Raw genomic sequence first — 24457 nt, 5'->3', positions numbered from 1 at the left:
CACATTTGAACAAAGAAAAAGAAGTGAAATTAGATGAAGATGAAAAACTAATAGAAGAAATAAAAGAAATATTCAGAAGAAGTAGAAACAACTATGGAACACGCAAAATAAAAAAAACTAGGGAAAATTGGATATAAAATATCGAGAAGAAAAATAGGCCGAATAATGAAGAAAAATGGCCTAGTCTCAAACTATACAGTAGCACAATATAAAGTAATAAGATCCAAATGCAACGAAGAAGACATCCCTAACCTTTTAAATAGATAATTTGACAATAGAGACTATTTAGAAGCAATAGTAAGCGACCTAACATATGTAAGAGTAGGAAAAACATGGAATTATATATGTTTAATAATAGACTTAAACAGCCGTGAAATAATAGGATACTCATCAGGTAAAAACAAAGATGCAAATCTAGTAGCAGAAGCATTTTACTCAATAAGGTAGCCACTAAATCGTATAAAAATATTTCACACAGACAGAGGAAGAGAATTTAAAAATATAAAAATAGAAGAAATATTAAAGGTATTTGGGATAAAAAGATCGCTAAGTAAAAAAGGAAGCCCATATGATAACGCAGTAAGCGAAGCAGTCAATAAAGTAATGAAGACAGAATTCATATATCAGGAGAACTTTACTAATTTCCAAGAACTTAATCTAAAATTAGCAGAATACGTATATTGGTATAATAACCTAAGAATTCATGGATCTTTAGGATATAAAACACCAGTAGAATATAGAAAAGCAGAATAAAAAGCTCTGGAAGTTTCATAAATTAAATAAAATATATGAACAGACTGTCAAGGGCAAATTTTAACGAAATTTGGGCGAAGCCTTTACCCTTGATTGTCTGAGAATATATTTTATAATCTAAAGAAACTTTCAAGCTTGATAATGTTCGGTTATAAATTGTCTAAAAAAGGGTTGCCATTCCATGTATTTGGGTTCATTAGAAGAATGCCGAGCAATGGGTAACATGACGCTGATGTGTTTATACACAAAAAAGCTACACGTGCGTTGGCTGACAACAGGGAGCTAAGTAAATTAACACCAGCTAAAATGTTTGACGCTATTAATAAATGACAAGTATATGAAATTGGTTTTACCTAGTTTAAAAAAGAAATTATAATGAAAATATGGAGGCTAAGAATATGAAGATTAATAATGAATGTTGTTGTGGATGCAAAACAGAAAAGCCGGATCAAATTAAAGACAATTGTCCTGTATGTAATAATGAAGGGATTTCCGTTAGTAAAGTAACTGTTGAACATCTAGTGGTAGATGATTATCGTAATGCTGTTAACGGAGATCAATATAAGATTTGCATGAACGAGGACTGCGACGTTGTTTACTATAACTTAGATAATGAAATAAAATTCTTGAAAGACCAAGTTAGAGTTCCTATCTGGTTTAAGAAAGATGCAGATCCTAAGTATGCTTGTTATTGTAGCGAAGTCACAGAAAATCAGGTAATTGAAGCAGCTGTAAAGCATGGCACGAAATCCGTAAAAGAAGTAAATGCCATCACTGGGGCAATGAAAAATTCTAATTGTAAAGAAAACAATCCGTTGGGAGTTTGTTGTCATAAGATTATTCAGGAAGCTATCGATAAAGGCTTGAAAATGAAATAATTACAGTCGATATGTTCCTACAAACGAGAGCCAATCTTTGATATGTTTCCATCTACGAGCGTGGATATGTTCCCCATAACCATAGGCGTCGAGAGTGTTGCGTTAATGTCCCGGACGGATTAGGAGGGTGCATAGAAGCCCTTGTGGGGCAATGGTTTTCAGGTGCTATCGTTAAAAGGTTTATAACCCGACTGTTTACCGGTACCTTTTTGAGAGCGATTTTGCAGTAAGCGGAAACATATCAACGCCATAAGGTCGAGTGTACAAGCTGTATATCGTTAAAAAGTGCACCCTTTTGCACCCTCCCCTCGGGGGATAAATCGGGGATTTTCTCAACGTGCCACATAGGTATTCATATTTAAGACGTATGGTATACTTTAGGTAATAAAATTATGTATTTATATAGGTCATATATTTAGATTTTCATATTTTCAGAAGGAAAAGAACAGGAGGATTAAATCATGACAGAATCTCGGTTCGGTTTTTTGAAAGAAGATTTCGGAGAGTTATATGAAATATGTATACAGGCGGAGCAGTCGGAAAATGATATAGGTTTATTAAAAATACGACAGGCACTGGAATATATGGTACATGATTTAGGAGGACAAAGTCCGGAGCTGTTTCAAAGTATAGAGGAATTAGAAAACAGCAATATTTTAAATGCGGATACGGGGCGTAAATTTTATGAACTTCGTTGTATAGTCAATCAAAGCATCCATAATGCTATTACCATAGATGAAAGCCGGTTGAATGAGTGTTTGGACAAATTAATGATATTAACGTTGTGGTACGGTATTACTAAAGGTAAGAAATATGAGCTGAATCAATTTGCTGCGGATAAGGTAGTTGCGGTAAAAAACTATTTGGCCTCTATAGGGGAATGGGAAGAAAAGGTAAATTCGATTAAGGAGGAACATTATAACGGTATTGATCCGTTAGGGCGGGATCGTCGTGGAGATTTTTCGAGTACAGCTTTAGCTAAACCCGATATATGGGAAAAAGATGTTTTTGAAACGGACGAAGAATATAAAGAACGAATTAAGAATATGGAGTGTATTCATATCGGGTACGGGATTTTGGATGCACGAAGAATCGAAGAGTATACACAAATTAATTTTTTGATTCATCATATGGATTATAGTGATAAAATTCAGCACTCGGAAATACAAGCCTTTTATATAGAAGGGGCAACGGAACAGCAACTTATAGACAGTGAATTGGTAGCGGGTTTAAAAGTATATAAGAAAAAAATTTGTTACGATTATAGTAGAGTATATTTGAAAAACGGTATCGAAAATATTGCGGTACAGCCTATTTGTTGGGAAAAATTTTATTATGAAGACGAGGAAGAATTTAAACAAAGAATACAGCAAATGCCGTTATTACCTATGGGAGAGGGAATACCTATACGCAATCGGTATGACCTGAAACAGCAACTGTTGCCGATTCGTATAGAGCCGTTTCACTATGGAAAAGATATTTTAAAAAATATTATGCCAGATACGAATCCAATTACTATTCATTGCGATCGAACGATAGCAAAACAAGTTTGTGAGACACAAAATCCGTGCCTATTTTTCTTAAAACTTTCTACCGTAGATTCGGTTGAACAATATGTGTTATGGCAAAAAAATACGGGGGAAATAGTAAAAAAGAGCTATGAAAACAGTTGGGGTTGGTATGAGCAATTCAGTACACAGGATGAAGCAAAGGCGATAGAGTGGTATCAACAAGTGGCGACCCAAGGGAATGCAGAGGTACAGTATTATTTAGGTGTGTGCTACAGAACTGGAAAAGGAGTAGCACAGAATTATAAAAAGGCAGTAGAATGGTATCAAAAAGCGGCGACCCAAGGAAATGTAGATGCCCAGTATCAATTAGGATGGTGCTATGAAAAAGGAAAGGGAGTAGCACAGGATTACGCAAAGGCAGTGGAATGGTATCAAAAAGCGGCGATCCAAGGGAATGTAGATGCACAGTATCATTTAGGGGTGTTCTATGAAGTGGTAGTACAGGATGATACAAAGGCGGTAGACTGGTATCAAAAAGCGGCGACCCAAGGGAATGTAGATGCCCAGTATCAGTTAGGATGGTGCTATGAATATGGAACTGGGATAGTACAGGATGATGCAAAAGCTGTGGAGTGGTATCAAAAAGCAGCGACCCAAGGGAATGTAGATGCCCAGAACAGTATGGATAAATTACAAAAAGAGCAGAAGGAACAAAAGGCGATAGAGGAATATCAAAAAGCGGCAGCCCAAGGGAATGCAGAGGCCCAGTATCAGTTAGGAGTGTGTTATGAAGAAGGAAAAGGGGTAGTACAGGATGATGAAAAAGCAGGAGAGTGGTATCAAAAAGCGGCAGTCAAAGGACATATAGCTGCACAGTATCAGTTAGGAGTGTGCTATGAAAAAGGAAACGGGGTAGCACAGGATGATGCAAAAGCTGTGGAGTGGTATCAAAAAGCGGCGACCCAAGGGAATGTAGATGCACAGAACAGTATGGATGAATTACAAAAAAAGCAGAAGGAACAAAAGGCGATAGAGGAATATCAAAAAGCGGCGGCCCAAGGGAATACCACTGCACAGAATAATTTAGGAGTGTGCTACGAATATGGAAAGGGAGTAGCACAGGATTATAAAAAGGCAGTAGAATGGTATCAAAAAGCGGCGGCCCAAGGGAATGCCACTGCACAGAATAATTTAGGAGTGTGCTACGAATATGGAAAGGGAGTAGTACAGAATTATGAAAAGGCGATAGAATGGTATAAAAAAGCGGCGGAACAAGGGGATGCAACTGCACAGAGTCATTTAGGGGGGTGTTATCAAGAAGGAAAAGGGGTAGTACAGGATTACGAAAAGGCAATAGAATGGTATAAGAAAGCGATAGCACAAGGAGATGCAACTGCACAGAATAATTTAGGAATGTGTTATCAATATGGAGAGGGAGTAGTACAAGATTACGAAAAGGCGGTAGGATGGTTTAAGAAAGCGGCGGCACAAGGAGATGCAACTGCACAGAATAATTTGGGGATATGCTATCACTATGGAAAAGGAGTAGTACGGAATTATACAAAGGCGGTAGAATGGTATAAAAAAGCGGTGGCACAAGGGAATACATTAGCTCAGAATAATTTAGGCTTGTGTTATGAAGATGGAAAAGGAGTAGCACAGGATTATGAACAGGCGGTAGCATGGTACCAAAAAGCGGCGGCACAAGGGGATTCCATTGCACTGAATAATTTAGGCAGGTGCTATGAAGCAGGAAAAGGGGTAGTACAGAATTATGAAAAGGCGATAGAATTGTATAAAAAAGCGGCGGAACAAGGGGATGCAACTGCATATGATAATTTAGGATGGTGCTATCAACACGGAAAAGGGGTAATACAGGATTACGCAAAGGCGATAGAATGGTATAAAAAAGCGGCGGAACAAGGGGATGCAACTGCACAGAATAATTTAGGGATATGTTATCAATATGGAAAAGGGGTAGCAAAGGATTATGCAAAGGCGGTAGAATGGTATCAAAAAGCGGCAGACCAAGGGAATGCAACTGCACAGATACATTTAGGAATGCGCTATGATGAAGGAAAAGGGGTAGTACAGAATTACGAAAAGGCGATAGAATGGTATAAGAAAGCGGCGATACAAGGGGATCCGGATGCCCAGATTTACATACAATTAGCAAAAAAAAGAAAAGAAGAAAGGGCTGAGAGAGTAAGGGGCATAAAAATTGTTGTCTTCATTATAATTATATCTGTTATATATATTACAATTATGAATGTGTTTGGAGCAGAATAGGCGGGTTTGTGAATTAGGCAACAGGTATATAGATGTAGGACAGGAATGCCTTTAACACATCGGCGGGACAGAGGAGGCAGCGGTTCTCATTGGGAATAGGATAAAAAATAGAATCGATACAGCAGTGCAAAGTGGGTCCCAATATAGGGAGGGAGAAAAAAGATGAAAAGCGGTAAGGCGTTCAATCTGTTTTTATTGGATGGGGAGGTTACGGGAAGAATTAAATGCACCTTACCGAGTTGGCGCGGTTTGGCATATAAAATCCCTCGCACCTATTTGGATGCGTGTAAAGATCGGGCACACTTAAAGCAAAGCGGCGTTTATTTTTTATTCGGAAAGAATGATGAAGATGAAGATACGGTGTATATCGGTCAAGCCGGTATCAGAAAGAACGGGGAAGGCGTGTTATTCAGGGTGGTGGAACATCTGAAAGACGAGTTTTATTTTACGGAAGCCGTTATGTTTACCACGAGTGATAATTCATGGGGACCGACAGAAATCAGCTATCTTGAAAATAAATTTACTAATTTGGCAATCCGCACGGGGCGGTATACTGTGAAAAACGGCAATGAACCCAATCCCGGCAATGTTACGGAAGAAAAGGAAGCGGAATTGGAAGTGTATATTGAACAGTTCAAGCTGATGTTGGGCATTTTAGGGTATAAGATTTTCGTGCCCTTAGTAAAACCCCCGGAACCGGTAGAGGAAGACCGGGAGGATCGTGAATTGATGCTGACACTTACCCGTAAGATTACGCGGTCCCATAAGGTGATAGAAGCATGTTGCAAACAAACCGATGAAGGATTTGTTGTCTTAGCGGGTAGCCGAATAGAGGAAACGGACGCGGACTCCATTCCGGATACAATCAAGAAATTGAGAGCCCGCTGCAGACAAAATAACGAGATTAAAGACGGTGTCTTGACCAAGAATTATTTGTTCAAAAGCCCTTCTTACGCCGCTTCTTTTATTTTGGGAATGACGACCAACGGTAAAACGGATTGGAAAACGGCAGACGGTGTATCACTGAAAACACTGGAGGAAAGCGCGTTATAAATAATGTAGGGATACAATAGGCGGTAGCAAAGGTTTACGGCATCGTTGTTTCAAGTTGCTTACCGGTACCTTTTTGAGAGCGATTTTGCAGTAAGTGGAAACATATCAACGCCATAAGGTCGGGTGTAAACGCTGTATATTGTTAAAACGTGTGCCTTTTTTGTACCCCAGCGATAAATGATAATTTAGCTGCAATGATTAAGACCCTATATGAGTACTGGTTTGTCCGGTTTGAGTTCCCTGATGAGAACGTAAAGCCGTATTTCCACTTGATGAGAATGAAGAATTCTATTTAGGAAAGTCGATAGCTGGATTGAAGTTGAATCGGTCGGCATAGAATCCGATTACATATCTGTATACACTTGAGAAAGATAAAATTCATATTTAATGAAATTGACAAATCGGGATTTACAGGAAGTGTGACAAGAAAGCCAAAACGGTATACTGGGAAAAAAAGATTAAGAAAAGAATAAAGAGCTGGTTTTAATTGTAAAATTTATGGGGAACTAACATCAGTTTATTGACATAAATTTAAAAATAAGTACAATAATAGTTGAGTAATTGTTCAACTATTATTATTTGAAGGTGAATATATGTCAAAAACGTCTTATATTTGTAATTGCGATGTAATTCATGAGGATATTGTGAATGATGTGAAATCCAAGATGCAGCCAAAAGATGATTATATCCAGTTGGCTTCTTTGTTTAAGCTATTTGGAGATGGAACTAGAGTACAAATCTTACACGCTCTAGAACAGAGTGAGATGTGTGTATGTGATCTTGCAGTGCTACTGGGGGTAACAAAATCTGCAATTTCGCATCAGTTAAAGGCATTACGCCTAGCGAATCTGGTAAAATTCCGTAAAGAAGCACAGATAGTTTACTACTCGCTGGCAGATGATCATGTGAAAGAGATTATTGACAAGGGATTTGAGCATCTTTGGCAGAAACAATAATTTTTAATATTATAGTTGAGTAATTGAGCAATTAAACAAATTATAAGGAGATTATCATGAAACGCATATTTCTATTAAAAGGGTTGGACTGTCCGAACTGCTCCGCAAAAATTGAAAAAGAAGTCGGAGAATTGGATGGAGTACAATCCTCAGTTGTAAATTTGATGAAGCAGACGCTGATAATCAATGTTGCTCCAGCTGCCGCAGATACGATAGACAGTCAGATTGAAACGATTGTTCATAGTCATGAGCCCGATGTGGAAGTTCAGGAAGAAACCGTTATGAATGTTACAAAGAGTTATTCGTTAAAGGGCTTGGACTGTCCGAATTGTTCTGCAAAAATTGAAAAAGAAGTCGGAGAATTGGATGGAGTACAATCCTCAGTTGTAAATTTGATGAAGCAGACGCTGACAATCAATGTTGCTCCAGTTGCCGCAAATACAATAGCCAGTCAGATTGAAACGATTGTCCACAGCCATGAGCCAGATGTAGAAGTTGCCGAAATTGCACAGGAATACTATATACCTGCAAAAAAACAGGATACCAATACATCCTATAACAATGAGGACAAGAAGTTGACGATTCGTTTAGCGATTGGCGCAGCAATCTATGGTATTGGTATGGCATTGACAGTTTTTGCGAAAGTGCCACTGCCTGTCGAGTTAGTTTTTCTCATTGTCTCCTATATTATTCTTGGCGGGGATGTTGTATGGCAAGCTGTGAGGAATATTTCAAAGGGACGTGTGTTTGATGAACATTTCCTGATGAGCGTTTCTACGATTGGTGCTTTTGTCATTGGTGAATATCCGGAAGCAGTTGCTGTTATGCTGTTCTATCAAATTGGTGAATTTTCCCAGTCATTGGCTGTTGCGCGTTCCAGAAAATCTATATCAGATTTAATGGATATACGTCCGGATTGTGCTACAGTCAGAAGGAACGGAGAATTGATTACCATATCTCCTGAAAGTGTTGCCATTGGCGAGATTATTATTGTAAAGCCTGGTGAAAAAATCCCATTAGACGGTGTGGTATTGGATGGAGATTCTATGCTGGATACGAGGGCTTTAACTGGAGAATCGGTTCCGAGAAGCGTTCATAAAGGAGACGAAGCACTTTCCGGTTGTATGAATCAGACGGGTGTTTTAACGATTAAGACAACGAAAGCATTTGGTGAATCTACTGCTTCAAAGATTATTGATCTTGTGGAGAATGCGTCCAGTAGAAAAGCACCAACAGAAAATTTCATTACTACATTTGCACGTTATTACACTCCTGTTGTTGTAATCTTAGCAGCTATTCTGGCAATTCTGCCACCAATCCTTCTTGGTGGAGGTTGGACAGAGTGGATTCGCAGAGGATTTGTTTTCCTTGTGGTATCTTGCCCATGTGCATTGGTCATTTCAATCCCGCTGACTTTCTTCGGAGGTATTGGTGCGGCATCTAAACGAGGTGTTCTTGTAAAAGGAAGTAATTATTTAGAGGCGCTTAATAATGTCAGCATTATTGTGTTCGATAAAACTGGAACACTTACAAAGGGTGTTTTCAATGTGACTGATATTCTGCCTGCCAATGGATTTTCAAAAGAACAGGTTCTGGAGTATGCGGTCCAGGCAGAGAGCTTTTCTAACCATCCTATTGCAAAATCCATTCTCTCTGCTTATGGAAAAGAAATTGACCAATCAGTTATCTCTGATTACAAGGAAATTTCCGGATATGGAATCAGTGCCATGGCAGGAAAGAAGAAAGTTTATGCCGGCAATACGAAACTTATGGATTCAGAGCATGTGGAGTACACAGCCTGTGAAAAAGTTGGTACAAAGGTTTATGTAGCAGTAGATGGTCAATATGCCGGATGCATTCTGATAACAGATGAAGTAAAGCCGGACAGCAAAAAAGCAATTTCTGATTTGAAACATATCGGTGTGGAAAAAACAGTCATTCTTACTGGTGATGATGAAAAAATCGGAAAGGCTGTTGCGGAAGAATTGCAGTTGGATGAATATTATGCACAACTGTTTCCTAATCAAAAAGTGGAAAAGGTTGAGCTGTTAGACAGTAAAAAGAGACAGGGAAGCAAATTAGCTTTTGTTGGTGATGGTATCAATGACGCTCCTGTCCTTGCTCGTGCGGATGTTGGTATCGCAATGGGTGGTCTTGGTTCAGATGCGGCCATTGAAGCTGCGGATGTGGTTCTGATGACAGATGAACCATCTAAGCTGGTGGATGCGATTGATGTGGCAAAAGTGACAAAGCAAATTGTCATGCAGAATATAGTGATTGCCCTTGGAATTAAGAGTGTGTTCCTGATCCTTGGTGCTCTGGGTATAGCTGGAATGTGGGAAGCTGTATTTGGTGATGTAGGCGTTACCATAATTGCCGTTTTGAACGCAATGAGGATTTTAAAAAAATAAGAAACGAGGTGGCAATGTGAAACGGAAATTGATTCTGTTAGCAGTTACAATTGTTTTTCTTGCAGGTTTCGGTGTACTTTTGCACTCACCGCCCTCTATGATTGATGCAGTCACAGGAGTAACACCGAAAGCCAAAAAAGCTGCCCAAGCCGCCGCACAGTTGGAAGGCTCTTATGTTCTCGGTATTAATATGATGTCAGATGGTCTCGACAATGAGAACACCCGGAATAAATTAAAAGAATTGGCACTGGACGATTCGAAAACAAATGAAACAGATCTCATGAAAACGGACATTAGTTTTCGGTTATATGTATCTGAGACGGATTATCCGCTTGTCATTTATGCTAAGAAACTCTGTGATAGGTTGAAACAGGCCGGTTTTTTCGTAGATCTGAAAGAGTACAGTAACACAATGATGCTATCAAGAGTGGTAAGTGGAAAGTATGATGTATTTCTGGTATCGGATGATTTTATTGACGTTACAACGCTAACACGGATGGACTATATGATTATGGACAGCGAAGAAATGAGGTAAGCGGGAATTTATGAGAAAATGGAATACGATTTTGTCTGTTTTAATGCTTCTCATTTTTATGATTCATGGAATCATGGGCAGCTTTATGCTGAACGGAGTTGGAAGTAGTGCAGGGAAACTTCTTGCATGGATTGGTGTTGGTATTCTTGTTGTGCATACGGTGATTGGTGTCATCCTGACGGTACAGAGTTTACAGACAGCGAAGCAATCAGGAAAAATGTATCTGAAACAAAAAGTCATATTTTGGGCGAGACGAGCCAGTGGGATGGCAATACTGATTCTGCTGTTATTCCATATTGGCTTGTTTGGAAAGGTGCAGAATGGGACATATATTTTGTTCCCTTTTACAACTGTAAAGATGGTAACTCAGCTTTTGTTCGTAGCGGCAATCTTTGTTCATATTTTTATCAATATCCGACCATTGCTCGTATCACTGGGAATCATCAGTTATAAAGAACGAAGGAGTGATATTTATTTGATCCTTTCGGTGCTTCTTCTTTTTATAGCGGGAGCGGTTATTTTATATTATATTGGGTGGCAATATCTATGAGTAAGACAATTATTATTATAGGTGCTGGACTGGCAGGACTTTCAGCGACTTTGCAGGCAGCGGAAAATAGATGCAATGTAAAACTGGTTTCCTCCCTTCCGTCAGAGCGGGCACAGTCTGTTATGGCGGAGGGCGGTATCAACGCAGCTTTGAATACAAAAGATGAAAACGACAGTCCCGAAGAACATTTTACAGATACAATAAAGGCAGCATGTGGTCTGGCAGATCCAAATGCAGTTTGGGGAATGACACAGGCAGCACCGGAGCTGGTGCACTGGCTGCTAAAACTTGGAGTTAAATTTAACATGAGTGGCTATAATGATGTGGATCTGCGGAATTTTGGCGGGCAGAAAAAGAAACGGACTGCTTTTGCACAGAGCGATACCGGGAAGCAGATCATGACAGCTATGATAGACGCTGTTCGTAGGAAAGAAGCATCTGGTATGGTAGAACGGTTCAGCCATCATTCTTTCCTAACACTTCGTCTGTGTGGCAATATTTGTTGTGGCTGCGTAATCAGGGATGAATACAGTCAGGAGACTGTGGAATTACCGGGGGATGCGGTTATTGTTGCCACCGGTGGTATGCACGGATTGTTTGGAAATACAACGGGTTCGCTGAGCAATACAGGAGAAGTCACCGCAGAATTGTTCCGGCTTGGTGTTCCTCTGGCAAATGGCGAGATGATCCAGTATCATCCGACAACTGTGAAATGTGGTGGAAAACGCATGCTCATCAGCGAGGCGGCCAGAGGGGAAGGTGGCAGGTTGTTTGCCATGAAAGATGGAAAACAATGGTATTTCATGGAGGAAAAATACCCGGAGCTTGGAAATCTGATGCCACGAGATATTACCGCCAGAGAGATATGGAAGGTCAGCCATGAATCAGAGGTGTTTCTTGACATGACGGAAATATCGGAGGAGATTATTTCAAATAAGCTATCTGGTCTGGAAGACGATTGTATGACCTATCTGCATAAAGATATACGAAAGGAACCGGTGTCTGTTTTACCGGGAATTCACTATTTTATGGGAGGCATTCTGGTGGATGAGCAGCACAGAACGCCGATTCAGAATCTTTGCGCTGCCGGAGAATGCTGTGCCCAATATCATGGTGCCAACCGTCTTGGTGGAAATTCTCTGTTAGGAGCGTTATACGGAGGGCGTGTTGCGGCAAAATCAGCATGCGAACAGGCAGATGTAGTAGATCTATCTTGTGCGACACAGATAGATTTTCCGCCAGCGTCTCAAATTTCAGAAATAAAGCAATTAAACAAAGTGATGCAGGAGACTATGGGCGTTGTCAGAAATGAGAATACGTTGTTAAATGGGATTCAAACGGTACAAGCGCTGACAGGAAATCTTCCATTGCTTGGCATGGCAGTTCTAAAGAGTGCTCTTGCAAGAAAAGAAAGCCGTGGTGCACACTGGCGGGAGGATCATCCGAAGAGCAATGACGATGATTACCTTAAAACAACGGTAGCCAGATTTGATGGAAAGCAGATACAGATTTCCTTTGTACCTGTTCCAGAAAGGCGGTGATTCACTTGGTATATAAAATAAGAATCAGGCGGCAGGAGAGTCAGAAATCAGACAGTTATTGGCAGGAATTTGAGTATGACGGAAGCAAAAACAGCTCTGTTGCCACTGTTCTAAAGGAATTGAACAGTAGAACCCCTTTGAAAGATAACTCAGGAAATATAGTTACTCCCATCAGCTGGGAATGTAGCTGTATGGTGCGAAAATGTGGGGCTTGCGCCATGCTGATTAACGAACGTCCGAGGTTGGCATGCTCTACATTTCTACATACGTTAAAAGGTTCTACAATCATCTTGGAACCTTTAAGCAAATTTCCGCTTGTAAGAGATTTGATCGTTGACCGGTCAAATTTGTTTGAAAATTTGAAAAAACTGAACCTTTGGCTTGAAAGTGAAGCTTATATGAGTTCGTGGACACATGAACCGAGATACCAGTCGGCACGCTGTCTGATGTGTGGCTGTTGCCTTGAAGTGTGTCCTAACTTCTCTGCAAATGGGACTTTCGCAGGCACTGTTGCTGCAGTCAATGCATTTCGGATTCTGAATGAAGAACAGGAAAGCACTCATTTGAATGAGATTTCTGCTGAATATAAGAAGAGATTTTTTGAAGGATGCGGGAAGTCGTTATCTTGTCATAATATTTGTCCGATTGGTCTGCCTGTGGAAGAATTGCTTGTAAGGTCGAATGCAGCGGCTGTTTGGGGCAAATAAAATGGATGATAAAAGCTATAATGAATGTATGAAGAGAATCAAAAACTTGATTCTCTTTTTTAAAATAAATACATTGATAAATATCTATGTATATATTATATTGAACATAGACAATGATCAATGTGAGGTGTTAATATGAATGCAATGGATGTGGCTTTGATATGCAAGGCTTTGGGCGATGCGAACAGGCTGGAAATTGTACAGATGCTGTCGGATGGAGAATAGTGCGGGTGTAAATTTTTGGAAAGATTTGAAATTACCCAGCTAACTTTATCCCATCATATGAAGATATTGGTAGGATGCGGCCTTGTGAATGATCGTAAGGAAGGAAAATGGCATCACTATTCTTTGAATTGTGAGACATTGATGAATTACAAACACTTTATAGAATCCCTTACTTGCCTTGGATGCGGTGACGGGGATTGTTGTAAATAATTTAAGGAGAGCAGATATCATGAAAAAAAGAGTGAATATTTGAAGAATGTTTTTACAAGCACCTATATTAAAGATGTAATGGAGCGCAATAAAGTTCTTAAAGATGCATCTATAATGGATGATTTGTTGGATATTATATCTTCATCTATTGGTTCTTTATCTAATCCAACTAAGCTAGCAAATACTTTTATGTCAGAAAAAAATATAAAGATATCTCAGCTTACAGTAAGTAATTATTTGGATTATTTTATTGATGCTTTTTTAATTGAAAAAGCCGGAAGATATGATGTGAAAGGAAGGAAATATATATCATCTCCGTATAAATACTATTTTTCAGATATTGGGCTTAGAAATGTAAGGCTAAATTTTAGACAGAATGAGCAGTCACATATTATGGAGAATGTAATATATAATGAACTTCGTATGAGGGGATTAAATGTAGACGTTGGTGTTGTGGAATATAACTATAAAGATGAGAATAAAAAAACGATTAGAAAAAATTTAGAAATAGACTTTATTATCAATAGAGGAAGTAATAGATATTATATTCAATCTGCACTTAATGTTGATACAAAAGAAAAACAAGTACAAGAAACGGAATCCTTGAGAAGAACAGGAGATTCATTTAAGAAAGTTGTTATAGTTAGAAACAACATAGTACCTAGATTTGATGATGATGGAATTTTGTATATTGGAGTAGAGGATTTTCTCTTGGATGAAACAGCACTGGATTTATAGAAATAGCATCGTGCGATTTAATAAAAATGCGTATAAAAAGATGAAAAACGGCAAAGCGGTGTTTATTTTTATTCGGAAAGAATAATGAAGAGGAAGATATGGTTTATATCGGCCAAGCCGGTAGCAGAAAGAACGGTGAAGGCGTGTTATTCAGGGTGGCGGAACATCTGAAAGACGAGTTTTATTTTACGGAAGCCGTTATGTTTACCACGAGTGATAATTCATGGGGACCGACAGAAATCAGCTATCTTGAAAATAAATTTACTAAGTTGGCAATCCGCACGGGGCGGTATACCGTGAAAAACGGCAATGAACCCAATCCCGGTAATGTTACGGAAGAAAAGGCGGATATGAAGTCATACGCGATGACGGTAAAGTGGCCGTGAATCTAAGTGAGGGCGAGCGCAACTTCATTGCGTTCCTCTACTTCTATTATGTAGTTCGCGGCATGCGGTCAGAAACAGATTCTGGCAAAAACAAGATCGTCGTAATCGATGATCCGGTTTCAAGTATGGACAGCAGCGCCCTCTTCATCGTAGGTTCGCTGGTCAGGGAAATGATAGGAATATGTGCAAATGTTGCCGATCCGGTTGAAAACGAGAATCCGATATTCGCTGGAAGGTACATCGAGCAGATCTTTATCCTGACGCATAACGCTTACTTTCATTAACAGGTCGTATATGATCAGGTAGGCCGGTACAGATACGTTTCGCTGTACAAGATTAACAAGAAGAACAACGTGTCTTTAGTTGAAATTTGTGTCATTCCTGCAGGTAGGATTAGCGAAAGGGACAGAAACTATGATCCGGTACAGGGCTCCTATCATGCGCTTTGGCGCGAATACGAATTGCTGGATTCGCCAATCCCGCGATGAATGTCATGCGCCGGATTCTGGAGCACTACTTCATACAGCTTTGCGGGTACGATAGCGCCACAATGAGTACGAAGGTGCTGGAAGCTGTAAAGAAAAAGATTAATGAGGAATCCGGCGGAATGGGGCAGATTACACGAAATACCATCTGGCAGGGGCCATGCTCTCCTATATCCGGCATACAGAGTCTTTTAATGAAGGGATGTACTTTGTCGATGAAAGCATCGACTGCGACCGGTACCGGGATGTGTTCCACTTGATTTTCGTGGTGATGGATTAGGAATAGCATTACAAGAGAATGATGGAAGAAGTCGGATAAGGTTGTCCACGCCATTTGGCCCACGGAATAAATTACATATGGAAGGCGAGCAAGCTCAATGAAGGTATTTGATAATGTCACGAACATCGTTCGAGACGACATGGAAAAAACGATAAAGCGGAATAGCAAGGTTTCTGTGGCAGCGGCTTGCTTTTCTATGTATGCCTATAGTGAATTGAAGAAGCGGCTTGAAAGCATTGATGAGTTCCGTTTTATTTTCACGTCTCCGACATTTATCAAGGAGAAGGCCGAGAAGCAAAAGCGGGAATTTTACATTCCACGCCTCAGTCGTGAGAGCAGCCTGTATGGTACAGAATTTGAAATAAAGCTGCGTAACGAGATGACGCAGAAGGCCATTGCCAAGGAATGCGCAGATTGGATAAAGCGCAAGGCGACCTTTAAGTCTAACGTTACCGGTGAGAACATGGGCGGCTTTATGACCGTCAATGCTCCTGCGGAAGAAGTAGCATATATGCCGATGAACGGTTTCACGACTGTTGATATCGGCTGCGAGCGTGGCAATAATAGCTACAACATGGTCAACCGTATGGAGGCACCGTTCTCCACGCAGTACATGCAGCTTTTTGAGTCGCTTTGGAATGACAAAGATAAGATGCAGGACGTGACCGATGTCATCATTTCAAATATCAGTACGGCCTACAATGAGAACTCGCCGGAATTCATTTATTTCATGACGCTTTACAATGTTTTCAGTGAATTCCTTGATGATATTTCAGAGGACGTTCTGCCGAATGAGGCGACTGGTTTTAAGCAAAGCAAAATTTGGAGCATGTTATATGACTTCCAGAGGGACGCGGTACTTGCGATCATCAACAAGCTGGAGAGATACAACGGTTGTATTCTTGCTGACAGCGTCGGTCTTGGCAAGACCTTCACTGCGCTGGCGGTTATCAAATATTACGAGAACAGGAATAAAACTGTCCTTGTCCTCTGCCCGAAGAAGCTATCGGAAAACTGGAATACCTACAAGGATAACTATGTAAATAATCCGATTGCATCAGACCGACTGAATTATGATGTTCTCTTTCATACCGACCTTTCTCGTTCTGGCGGCTTTTCTAATGGCCTCGACCTTGATCGATTGAACTGGGGTAACTACGATCTTGTGGTCATCGATGAGTCTCACAATTTCAGAAATGGTGCAGGCACTCATGCCAACACGCAGGAGAACCGCTATGTGAAGTTAATGGATAAGGTCATCCGGGCAGGCGTGAAAACGAAAGTGTTGATGCTGTCTGCCACGCCGGTCAATAACCGTTTTACTGATCTTAAAAATCAGCTGGCCATTGCCTATGAAGGAAATTCAGAGTTTATCAATGACAAGCTCGATACCAAGAAGCCGATTGAAGACATATTCCGCCTGGCTCAAAAAGCGTTCAATGCCTGGAGTAAGCTTGATCCGGAAGACCGGACAACTGATGCATTGCTCCGCACACTGGATTTTGATTTCTTTGAAGTTCTTGACAGCGTGACGATTGCCCGCTCCAGAAAACATATAGAGAAGTATTACAACACTGAGGAAATAGGTAAGTTCCCGCAGCGCCTGAAACCTATATCAAGGCGTCCGAGCATGACCGATCTTTCGAGCGCCATAAACTATAACCAGGTTTACGAGCAGCTGATGCAACTGACGCTCGTGATCTACACGCCATCAAATTATATCTTTCCTAGCAAGATGTCGAAGTACATTGACCTCACGCACAACAAAGGAAATAACCTCACGCAGAAAGGCCGTGAGCAAGGTATCCGGCGTTTGATGAGTATCAACCTCCTGAAGCGTCTGGAAAGCTCTGTGTATTCCTTCAATTTGACGCTGAACAGAATTTTGGAGCTGATAAAGAGCACCATCACTGCCATTGACAGCTTTGAGAAAAACGGAAAAGCTGATTTGGACATGTATGAGGCTTCGGACAGCGATTTTGATATTGATGACGAGAATAACGATTACTTCACCGTCGGCAAAAAGGTAAAGATTGACCTTGCCGATATGGACTATAAAACATGGCGAGATGAGCTGCAGCACGATGCAGATACGCTTGAGCTTCTGACGCTTATGATCGCAGATGTTACACCGGAGCATGACCTGAAACTGCAGACCTTGTTGCACCTGCTGGATGAGAAAATGAAGCATCCAATCAATGAGGGCAACAAGAAAGTGCTGATCTTCTCCGCATTCTCTGATACGGCAGAATATCTGTACGATCAAGTGTCTGCCTACATGAAATCAAACTATGGTCTGGATACAGCGGTTATTACCGGAAGCATTGACGGACGGACTACCATCAAAGGCCTAAAAGCCACGCTCAATAATGTGCTGACCTGCTTCTCGCCTATATCAAAGAGCCGTGACGTTCTGATGCCGGACAGCACGAAGGAAATTGATATCCTGATTGCTACGGACTGTATTTCTGAAGGTCAAAACTTGCAGGACTGCGACTATCTGGTGAATTACGACATTCACTGGAATCCGGTGCGCATTATTCAGAGGTTCGGTCGAATTGACCGTATTGGCAGCAGGAACCAGTATATCCAGCTGGTAAACTTCTGGCCGGACATGACGCTGGATGATTACATCAACCTGAAGTCTCGCGTTGAGACCAGAATGAAGATTTCCGTCATGACTTCGACCGGTGACGATAACCTGATCAATCCGGAAGAAAAAGGCGATCTCGAATACAGAAAACAGCAGCTGAAGCGTCTGCAAGAAGAGGTCGTGGATATTGAAGATATGTCGACAGGCATTTCCATCATGGATCTGGGACTCAATGAGTTCCGGCTCGACCTTCTGGAATATATAAAGACACATGACCTTAGTACGAAGCCAAAAGGCTTGCATGCAGTAGTTCCGGCTACGGAAGAGAATCCGGAGGGCGTGATCTTTGTCCTGCGGAACATCAACAACAGCATTAATATTGATAACCAGAATCGCATTCACCCGTTCTACATGGTGTATATCGGTGTAGATGGAGACATTGTTTGCGATTATCTGAATCCGAAGAAGCTGCTGGATACCGTCCGGCTGCTGTGTCGGGGTAAGTCCGAACCGATTCTGACGCTGTGCGAGAAATTCAATAAGGAAACTGATGATGGAAGGAACATGGAGGAGGTTTCGCAGCTTCTTTCCGATGCGGTCAATTCCATCATCGATGTGAAGGAAGAAAGCGATATTGACAGCTTGTTCTCTGCTGGAGGGACTTCTGCCCTGATGTCAGAGATCAATGGACTGGACGACTTTGAGCTTATTTGCTTCTTAGTAGTGAAATGAGGAGGTGTATCCGGTGATTGGATTACCGAAGAGCACGGAGTTTAACCGGCGCATACCGAAGCAGAAATTCTATGAGAACATTTCTGTATCGCCGACGTTAAAGCGAGTGTTCATAGAACAGATCAAGGTGATCTACTGGCGCAACAAAGTGACTGCGACAACTATGAATCTTGCAGCCGGAGACACCGTGACGGAGCTGGAGGTATTTGAGGTAAAGCTAAACGGGCAACAGCTCGATGAATCTGTCCTCCGGCAGATAGATAAAGAGATACCATACCACATCCTGTTCCTACTGGAGTATGATGGCAAGTATCAGGCGTGGACAGCATACAAGGAGGCAGCGGCCTTCGGATCCAATGCTTTTAAGGTAGGCACCTACTACCACACAGACTGGCTCCCGGAAACCGAGCTGCCTCTGAAGGTGGAAGGCTTAAGCGTCGATAAGGTATATGAAAATTTTGTGCGGCAGATTGCCGGTGACGCACTCCGCTCCGAAGAGGGCAAGACGGAATCACTGAAGGAATCTGTGGAGCGTGATAACCGCAGGCAGGAGCTGGAAAAGCAGGTCGCGGCACTGCAAACGAAAGTCCGCAAGGAAAAACAGCTGAACAAGCAGGTGCAGCTGAATGCGGAGCTGAAGAAACTGAAGAAAGAACTGGAGGAACTCTGATATGGAGAAAATGAGAATGGAATCATTTGACCAGACTCAAAGCAATGTAGACAAGATTGCTGAACTTTTCCCAAATTGCATTACAGAAACCGTTGATGAAAACGGCAAGCTGAAGAGGGCTATCAACTTTGAGTTGCTCCGCCAGATGCTTTCCGGAGATGTTCTGGAAGGTGACGAGGCCTATGAGTTTACCTGGGTCGGCAAGAAGGCGACCATTGTTGAGGCCAATAAGCCTATCCGTAAGACACTGCGTCCCTGCCCCTATGAGAGTGTTAACTGGGATACTACCGAAAACCTTTACATTGAGGGCGACAACCTGGAAGTTCTCAAGCTGTTGCAGGAGAGCTATCTCGGCAAGGTCAAGATGATCTATATCGACCCGCCGTACAACACCGGCAACGACTTCATCTACGCCGACGATTTCATGCGCTCGCAGGAAGAAGAAAACGCGCAGATGGGAATGTATGACGAGGACGAAAACCGCCTGTTCAAGAATACCGACACCAACGGACGTTTTCATTCCGACTGGTGCAGTATGATTTATCCAAGGTTGATGCTGGCGAGAAATCTGCTGACGGATGATGGACTCTTCTTTGTATCAATTGATGACAACGAAGAGCAAAATATTCGGAAACTCTGTGACGAAGTATTTGGTGAATCGAACTTTATCGCATGTATCGTGTGGCAAAAAATACACAGTATTAAGAACGATGCAAAATATTTCTCTGAAAATCACGAATACGCATTAGTATACGCAAAATCCATTGATTCAATAAAGCTCAACCTTCTGCCTCGAACGGAAGAGATGAATAGTCGCTATAAAAATCCTGACGGTGATCCAAGAGGTAGTTGGCAATCCGGCGACCTTGTTGCAAGTGGCGAAAGAAGCAACGGGCATTTTCTCGTTACAAGTCCTAAAACCGGAAAAACATTTGATGTTCCTCAAGGAAAGCATTGGGTTTATTCTCAAGAGAACCTTTTGGCGATGGTTGCGGATAACCGTATTTGGTTTGGAGAGGATGGAAACTCTTTCCCCCGAAAGAAAAGGTTCTTGACCGAAGTGCAAGATGGAAGAACACCGAATACTTTGTGGTTAAGTGACGAAGTTGGTCATAACCAAGCAGCAGCAAGGGAAGTAAAAGCACTTTTCGACGATAAGAAGTTTTTTGATTTCCCAAAACCAGTAAATTACATTAAGCAAATGCTGCAAATTGCAGCTGATTCTAATAGCATTATACTGGACTTCTTCTCCGGCTCTGCTACCACCGCCCATGCCGTCATGCAGCTCAACGCCGAGGATGGCGGACACCGCAAGTTCATCATGGTGCAGCTCCCCGAAAAGTGTGACGAGCAGAGCGAAGCCTATAAAGCTGGCTACAAGACCATCTGTGAAATCGGCAAGGAGCGCATCCGCCGCGCCGCAAAGAAAATCGCAGAGGAAAATCCCGCAGTTGCCTTTGACGGCGGTTTCCGTGTATTCAAACTTGATGATAGCAATATGAACGATGTGTATTATTCTGCCGGAGAGTACCATCAGGACATGCTGTCCTTTCTGGAATCTAATGTTAAGTCAGACCGTAATGACCTTGACCTGTTATTCGGTTGTCTGCTTGAATGGGGACTCCCGCTTTCCATGCCTTACACATCAGAGCAAATTGAAGGCTGCACCGTGCATACCTATAACGACGGTGACTTGATAGCTTGCTTTGACGAAAATATTCCTGATAGCGTAATTAAGGAAATCGCCAAGCGACGGCCACTTCGAGCAGTATTCCGTGACAGCAGCTTTGCTAACAGCCCTTCCAAGATTAATGTCGGTGAAATTTTCAAAATGCTGGCACCGGATACAAGGGTCAAAGTGATTTAAGGAGGTGGCATCCGCATGAGGATACAATACAAACATCAAAAATTCCAAGCCGATGCTGCCAAGGCTGTCGTGGATGTATTTGCAGGTCAGCCTTATTTGACGCCTACCTATATGATGGACAGAGGAACTGGTATGTTTCAGATTGGACTGAACGAGGAACGAGATTATACCGGTTGGAGTAATCAAAAGATTGTGCCGGAGCTTTCCGACCATCTTATTCTGGAACATATACAGAAAATACAGCGTACAAATCAGATCCGGCCTTCATCGAAGCTGGAAGGCCGCAGCGAGGGCTTCAATCTCACAATCGAGATGGAGACCGGTGTCGGCAAAACCTATACTTATATCAAGACCATGTATGAGCTGAACCGTGCCTATGGTTGGAGCAAGTTCATTATTGTCGTACCGAGCATCGCCATCCGTGAAGGAGTGTATAAGTCCTTCCATATGACGCAGGAGCACTTCGCAGAGGAGTACGGAAAGAAGATCCGTTTCTTTATTTACAATTCTGCACAGCTCACGGAGATTGACCGCTTTGCTTCCGACAGCTCCATCAATGTCATGATTATCAATTCGCAGGCTTTCAATGCCAAGGGCAAGGATGCAAGACGTATTTATATGAAGCTGGACGAGTTCCGTTCCCGCAGGCCGATTGACATCATTGCGAAAACGAATCCGATCCTGATAATCGATGAGCCGCAGTCCGTGGAGGGTAAGAAGACAAAGGAACGCCTGAAGGAATTTCAGCCGCTCTTGACGCTACGTTATTCCGCTACGCATAAATCGGACAGCATTTACAACATGATTTATCGGCTGGATGCGATGGAAGCATACAACAAGCGTCTGGTTAAGAAAATCGCCGTCAAGGGCATCACTGAGACCGGCAGCACAGCTACGGACGGCTATCTCTATCTGGAAGGTCTGAATCTCTCCAAGAGTGATCCGACTGCCACGCTGCAGTTTGAGGTCAAAATGGCCGGCGGTACACTGAAGAAAAAGAGCCGCGTCGTGAAAATCGGAGATAATCTCTACGACTATTCCGGTGGGCTGGAAGAATATAAAAACGGTTTTGTGGTAAAGCAGATCGATGGTCGTGACGACTCCGTGGAATTCCTGAACGGCATCAAGATTTACGCCGGTGATGTGATAGGTGCGGTTGACGAAGACCAGTTGCGCCGTATCCAGATCAGAGAGACGATTCTGTCGCATATTCAGAGGGAACGTCAGCTCTTTTATAAGGGCATCAAGGTGTTGTCGCTGTTCTTCATTGATGAAGTAGAACATTACAGAATTTACGATACAGCAGGACAGGCGCAGAACGGTATCTTTGCCACAATGTTCGAGGAAGAATACCGGGACGTCATCAGCAACATGCAGAGGGAGATTGGCGATGACGAGTATATGAAATATCTCGCGGCTATACCTGCAGACAAAACGCACGCCGGTTATTTCTCTATCGATAAGAAAGGCCACATGATCAACAGTAAGGTTGCTCGTAAAGAAACCACCTCGGATGACGTGAGCGCTTATGAGCTGATCATGAAGAATAAGGAATTGCTCCTTGACCGTGATCCGAAGAAGTCGCCGGTGCGCTTTATTTTTTCACACTCTGCGCTGCGCGAAGGCTGGGACAATCCTAATGTATTCCAGATCTGCACGCTGAAGCAGTCCGGTAGTGATGTACGCAAGCGTCAGGAAGTAGGCCGTGGACTGCGCCTTTGCGTCAATCAGGACGGAGAGCGTATGGATACCAATGCGCTCGGAAACGACGTTCATAACGTGAATGTTCTGACGGTTATCGCCAGTGAGAGCTACGATTCTTTTGCTAAGGGACTGCAAACCGAGATGGCGGATGCTGTTGCCGACAGACCGCGTGCAGTTACAGTTGACCTGTTTGTCGGCAAGGTTATCAAGGACGATAAGGGGAATGAACAGGTTATCGATCAGGATACTGCTTCGGCGATCCACTACGACATGATTGTAAACGGCTATATCGACCGCAAGGGTGTCCTGACGGATAAGTATTACGAGGATAAGGCAAACGGAGAAATCAAGGTCGCAGAAGAAGTAGCTGACTCTGCTGCCTCTGTTATTGAGATTGTTGACTCCATCTACGATGCCCGCAGCATGCAGCCTGAAAATGCCCGCAGCAACAATGTCGAGCTTCAGGTGGATGAGGATAAGCTGGCAATGCCGGAGTTCAAAGCTCTGTGGTCAAAGATCAATTCCAAGTCGGTTTATGTGGTTGACTTTGATACTGATGAGCTTATCAGGAAGTCTATAGATTCCCTTGATGACAAGCTGCGTGTTTCAAAGATTTACTTTCGGGTAGAGTCCGGCGCAATGGATACTATCAAATCGAAAGAGGAGCTGGTCGCCGGAGCTTCTTTCGCGAAGGAAGAGTCTACCAGCTATGGCGTGACCATCACGGCAAACTCGAATGTAAAATATGACCTCATCGGAAAACTGGTGGATGAGACCGGCCTTACACGAAAAGCGGTTATTGCTATCCTTCAGGGTATTCAGCCGCACGTGTTTAATCAGTTTAAGGACAATCCGGAGGAATTCATCGTCAAAGTCGCTGCGTTAATCAACGATGAGAAAGCCACGGCAATCATTGAGCATATTACTTATGATGTGCTGGATGAGCACTATGGCATGGATGTTTTCACCGATCCTACCATCAAGGGCAAGCTGGGAGTAAATGCCATGAAGGCAAAGAAGCATCTCTACGATCATATCGTTTACGATTCATCGAATGAGCGTGATTTTGCCACAGACCTTGATACGAATACCGATGTCGCGGTTTACGTGAAACTGCCGGATGGATTCTATATTTCCACGCCGGTAGGACACTATAATCCGGACTGGGCGATTGCTTTCTACGAAGGCAAGGTAAAACACATATACTTCGTGGCAGAGACGAAGGGCTCCATGAGTTCGATGCAGCTGCGCCTGATCGAAGAGTCCAAGATTCACTGCGCGAGAGAGCATTTTAAGGCCATCTCCAATGGAAACGTGGTATACGACGTAGTCGATAGCTACAAGTCCCTGTTAGAGAAGGTGATGAAATAAGAATGGGAGGGC

At 42.3% G+C, this 24457-nt stretch carries 17 protein-coding genes and 1 pseudogene; all 18 read left to right on the top strand.

Annotation, left to right across the window (positions count from 1 at the left end):
- Positions 1 to 753, top strand: a pseudogene (locus tag HMPREF1040_RS08265) (IS3 family transposase); the annotation flags it as partial.
- Positions 754 to 1151: 398 nt separating this feature from the next.
- Positions 1152 to 1631 (top strand): Csac_0668 family 2Fe-2S cluster-binding (seleno)protein, encoded by a 480-nt coding sequence (locus HMPREF1040_RS01420; protein ID WP_007392035.1) that lies wholly within the window; start codon positions 1152 to 1154, stop codon positions 1629 to 1631.
- A gap of 461 nt (positions 1632 to 2092) precedes the next feature.
- Positions 2093 to 5431: an SEL1-like repeat protein gene (locus HMPREF1040_RS07650; RefSeq protein WP_007392072.1), complete on the top strand. Its 3339-nt coding sequence runs from the start codon at positions 2093 to 2095 to the stop codon at positions 5429 to 5431.
- 162 nt (positions 5432 to 5593) lie between these two features.
- Positions 5594 to 6484: a GIY-YIG nuclease family protein gene (locus HMPREF1040_RS01410; RefSeq protein ID WP_007392110.1), complete on the top strand. Its 891-nt coding sequence runs from the start codon at positions 5594 to 5596 to the stop codon at positions 6482 to 6484.
- Between the two features lie 593 nt (positions 6485 to 7077).
- On the top strand, positions 7078 to 7440 hold the full coding sequence (locus tag HMPREF1040_RS01405) for a helix-turn-helix transcriptional regulator (protein WP_036257250.1): 363 nt from the start codon (positions 7078 to 7080) through the stop codon (positions 7438 to 7440).
- Between the two features lie 56 nt (positions 7441 to 7496).
- The gene (locus tag HMPREF1040_RS01400; protein WP_007392024.1) at positions 7497 to 9851 is read left to right on the top strand and encodes a heavy metal translocating P-type ATPase; all 2355 of its coding nucleotides are present in this window, start codon (positions 7497 to 7499) and stop codon (positions 9849 to 9851) included.
- A 16-nt stretch (positions 9852 to 9867) separates the two neighbouring features.
- On the top strand, positions 9868 to 10386 hold the full coding sequence (locus HMPREF1040_RS01395; protein WP_007392098.1) for a hypothetical protein: 519 nt from the start codon (positions 9868 to 9870) through the stop codon (positions 10384 to 10386).
- A 10-nt stretch (positions 10387 to 10396) separates the two neighbouring features.
- On the top strand, positions 10397 to 10936 hold the full coding sequence (locus HMPREF1040_RS01390; protein WP_007392078.1) for a hypothetical protein: 540 nt from the start codon (positions 10397 to 10399) through the stop codon (positions 10934 to 10936).
- Positions 10933 to 12477: an FAD-binding protein gene (locus HMPREF1040_RS01385; protein WP_007392045.1), complete on the top strand. Its 1545-nt coding sequence runs from the start codon at positions 10933 to 10935 to the stop codon at positions 12475 to 12477. Before HMPREF1040_RS01390 ends, HMPREF1040_RS01385 begins: the two co-directional genes overlap by 4 nt.
- Positions 12474 to 13184, top strand: coding sequence for a succinate dehydrogenase/fumarate reductase iron-sulfur subunit (locus HMPREF1040_RS01380; protein ID WP_255261322.1), 711 nt, complete (start codon positions 12474 to 12476; stop codon positions 13182 to 13184). The genes HMPREF1040_RS01385 and HMPREF1040_RS01380 overlap by 4 nt, the downstream gene beginning before the upstream one ends.
- Before the next feature lie 240 nt (positions 13185 to 13424).
- Positions 13425 to 13619 (top strand): metalloregulator ArsR/SmtB family transcription factor, encoded by a 195-nt coding sequence (locus HMPREF1040_RS01375; protein WP_255261321.1) that lies wholly within the window; start codon positions 13425 to 13427, stop codon positions 13617 to 13619.
- 39 nt (positions 13620 to 13658) lie between these two features.
- Positions 13659 to 14357 carry a DUF4143 domain-containing protein gene (locus HMPREF1040_RS01370; RefSeq protein WP_007392091.1) on the top strand — a complete coding sequence of 233 codons (699 nt, stop codon included), beginning with the start codon at positions 13659 to 13661 and terminating at the stop codon, positions 14355 to 14357.
- A gap of 98 nt (positions 14358 to 14455) precedes the next feature.
- On the top strand, positions 14456 to 14743 hold the full coding sequence (locus tag HMPREF1040_RS01365; protein ID WP_007392122.1) for a GIY-YIG nuclease family protein: 288 nt from the start codon (positions 14456 to 14458) through the stop codon (positions 14741 to 14743).
- The gene (locus HMPREF1040_RS01360) at positions 14734 to 15027 is read left to right on the top strand and encodes an AAA family ATPase (protein WP_071777852.1); all 294 of its coding nucleotides are present in this window, start codon (positions 14734 to 14736) and stop codon (positions 15025 to 15027) included. The genes HMPREF1040_RS01365 and HMPREF1040_RS01360 overlap by 10 nt, the downstream gene beginning before the upstream one ends.
- 578 nt (positions 15028 to 15605) lie before the next feature.
- Complete coding sequence (locus tag HMPREF1040_RS01355; protein WP_007392106.1) at positions 15606 to 18833, top strand: helicase-related protein; 3228 nt, start codon at positions 15606 to 15608, stop codon at positions 18831 to 18833.
- A gap of 13 nt (positions 18834 to 18846) precedes the next feature.
- Positions 18847 to 19503, top strand: a complete 657-nt coding sequence (locus HMPREF1040_RS01350) for a DUF4391 domain-containing protein (RefSeq protein ID WP_007392058.1) — start codon at positions 18847 to 18849, stop codon at positions 19501 to 19503.
- A 1-nt stretch (position 19504) separates the two neighbouring features.
- Entirely contained in the window at positions 19505 to 21370 is a 1866-nt protein-coding gene (locus HMPREF1040_RS01345) for a site-specific DNA-methyltransferase (protein WP_007392095.1), read from the top strand.
- Between the two features lie 15 nt (positions 21371 to 21385).
- On the top strand, positions 21386 to 24445 hold the full coding sequence (locus HMPREF1040_RS01340; RefSeq protein WP_007392088.1) for a type III restriction-modification system endonuclease: 3060 nt from the start codon (positions 21386 to 21388) through the stop codon (positions 24443 to 24445).
- Positions 24446 to 24457 lie beyond the last annotated feature (12 nt).

Origin of the sequence: Megasphaera sp. UPII 135-E (assembly GCF_000221545.1) — a bacterium.
Classification (GTDB): domain Bacteria; phylum Bacillota; class Negativicutes; order Veillonellales; family Megasphaeraceae; genus Megasphaera; species Megasphaera hutchinsoni.
Note: the sequence above shows the minus strand (reverse complement) of the source record. Positions and strands in the feature narration are given on the sequence as shown.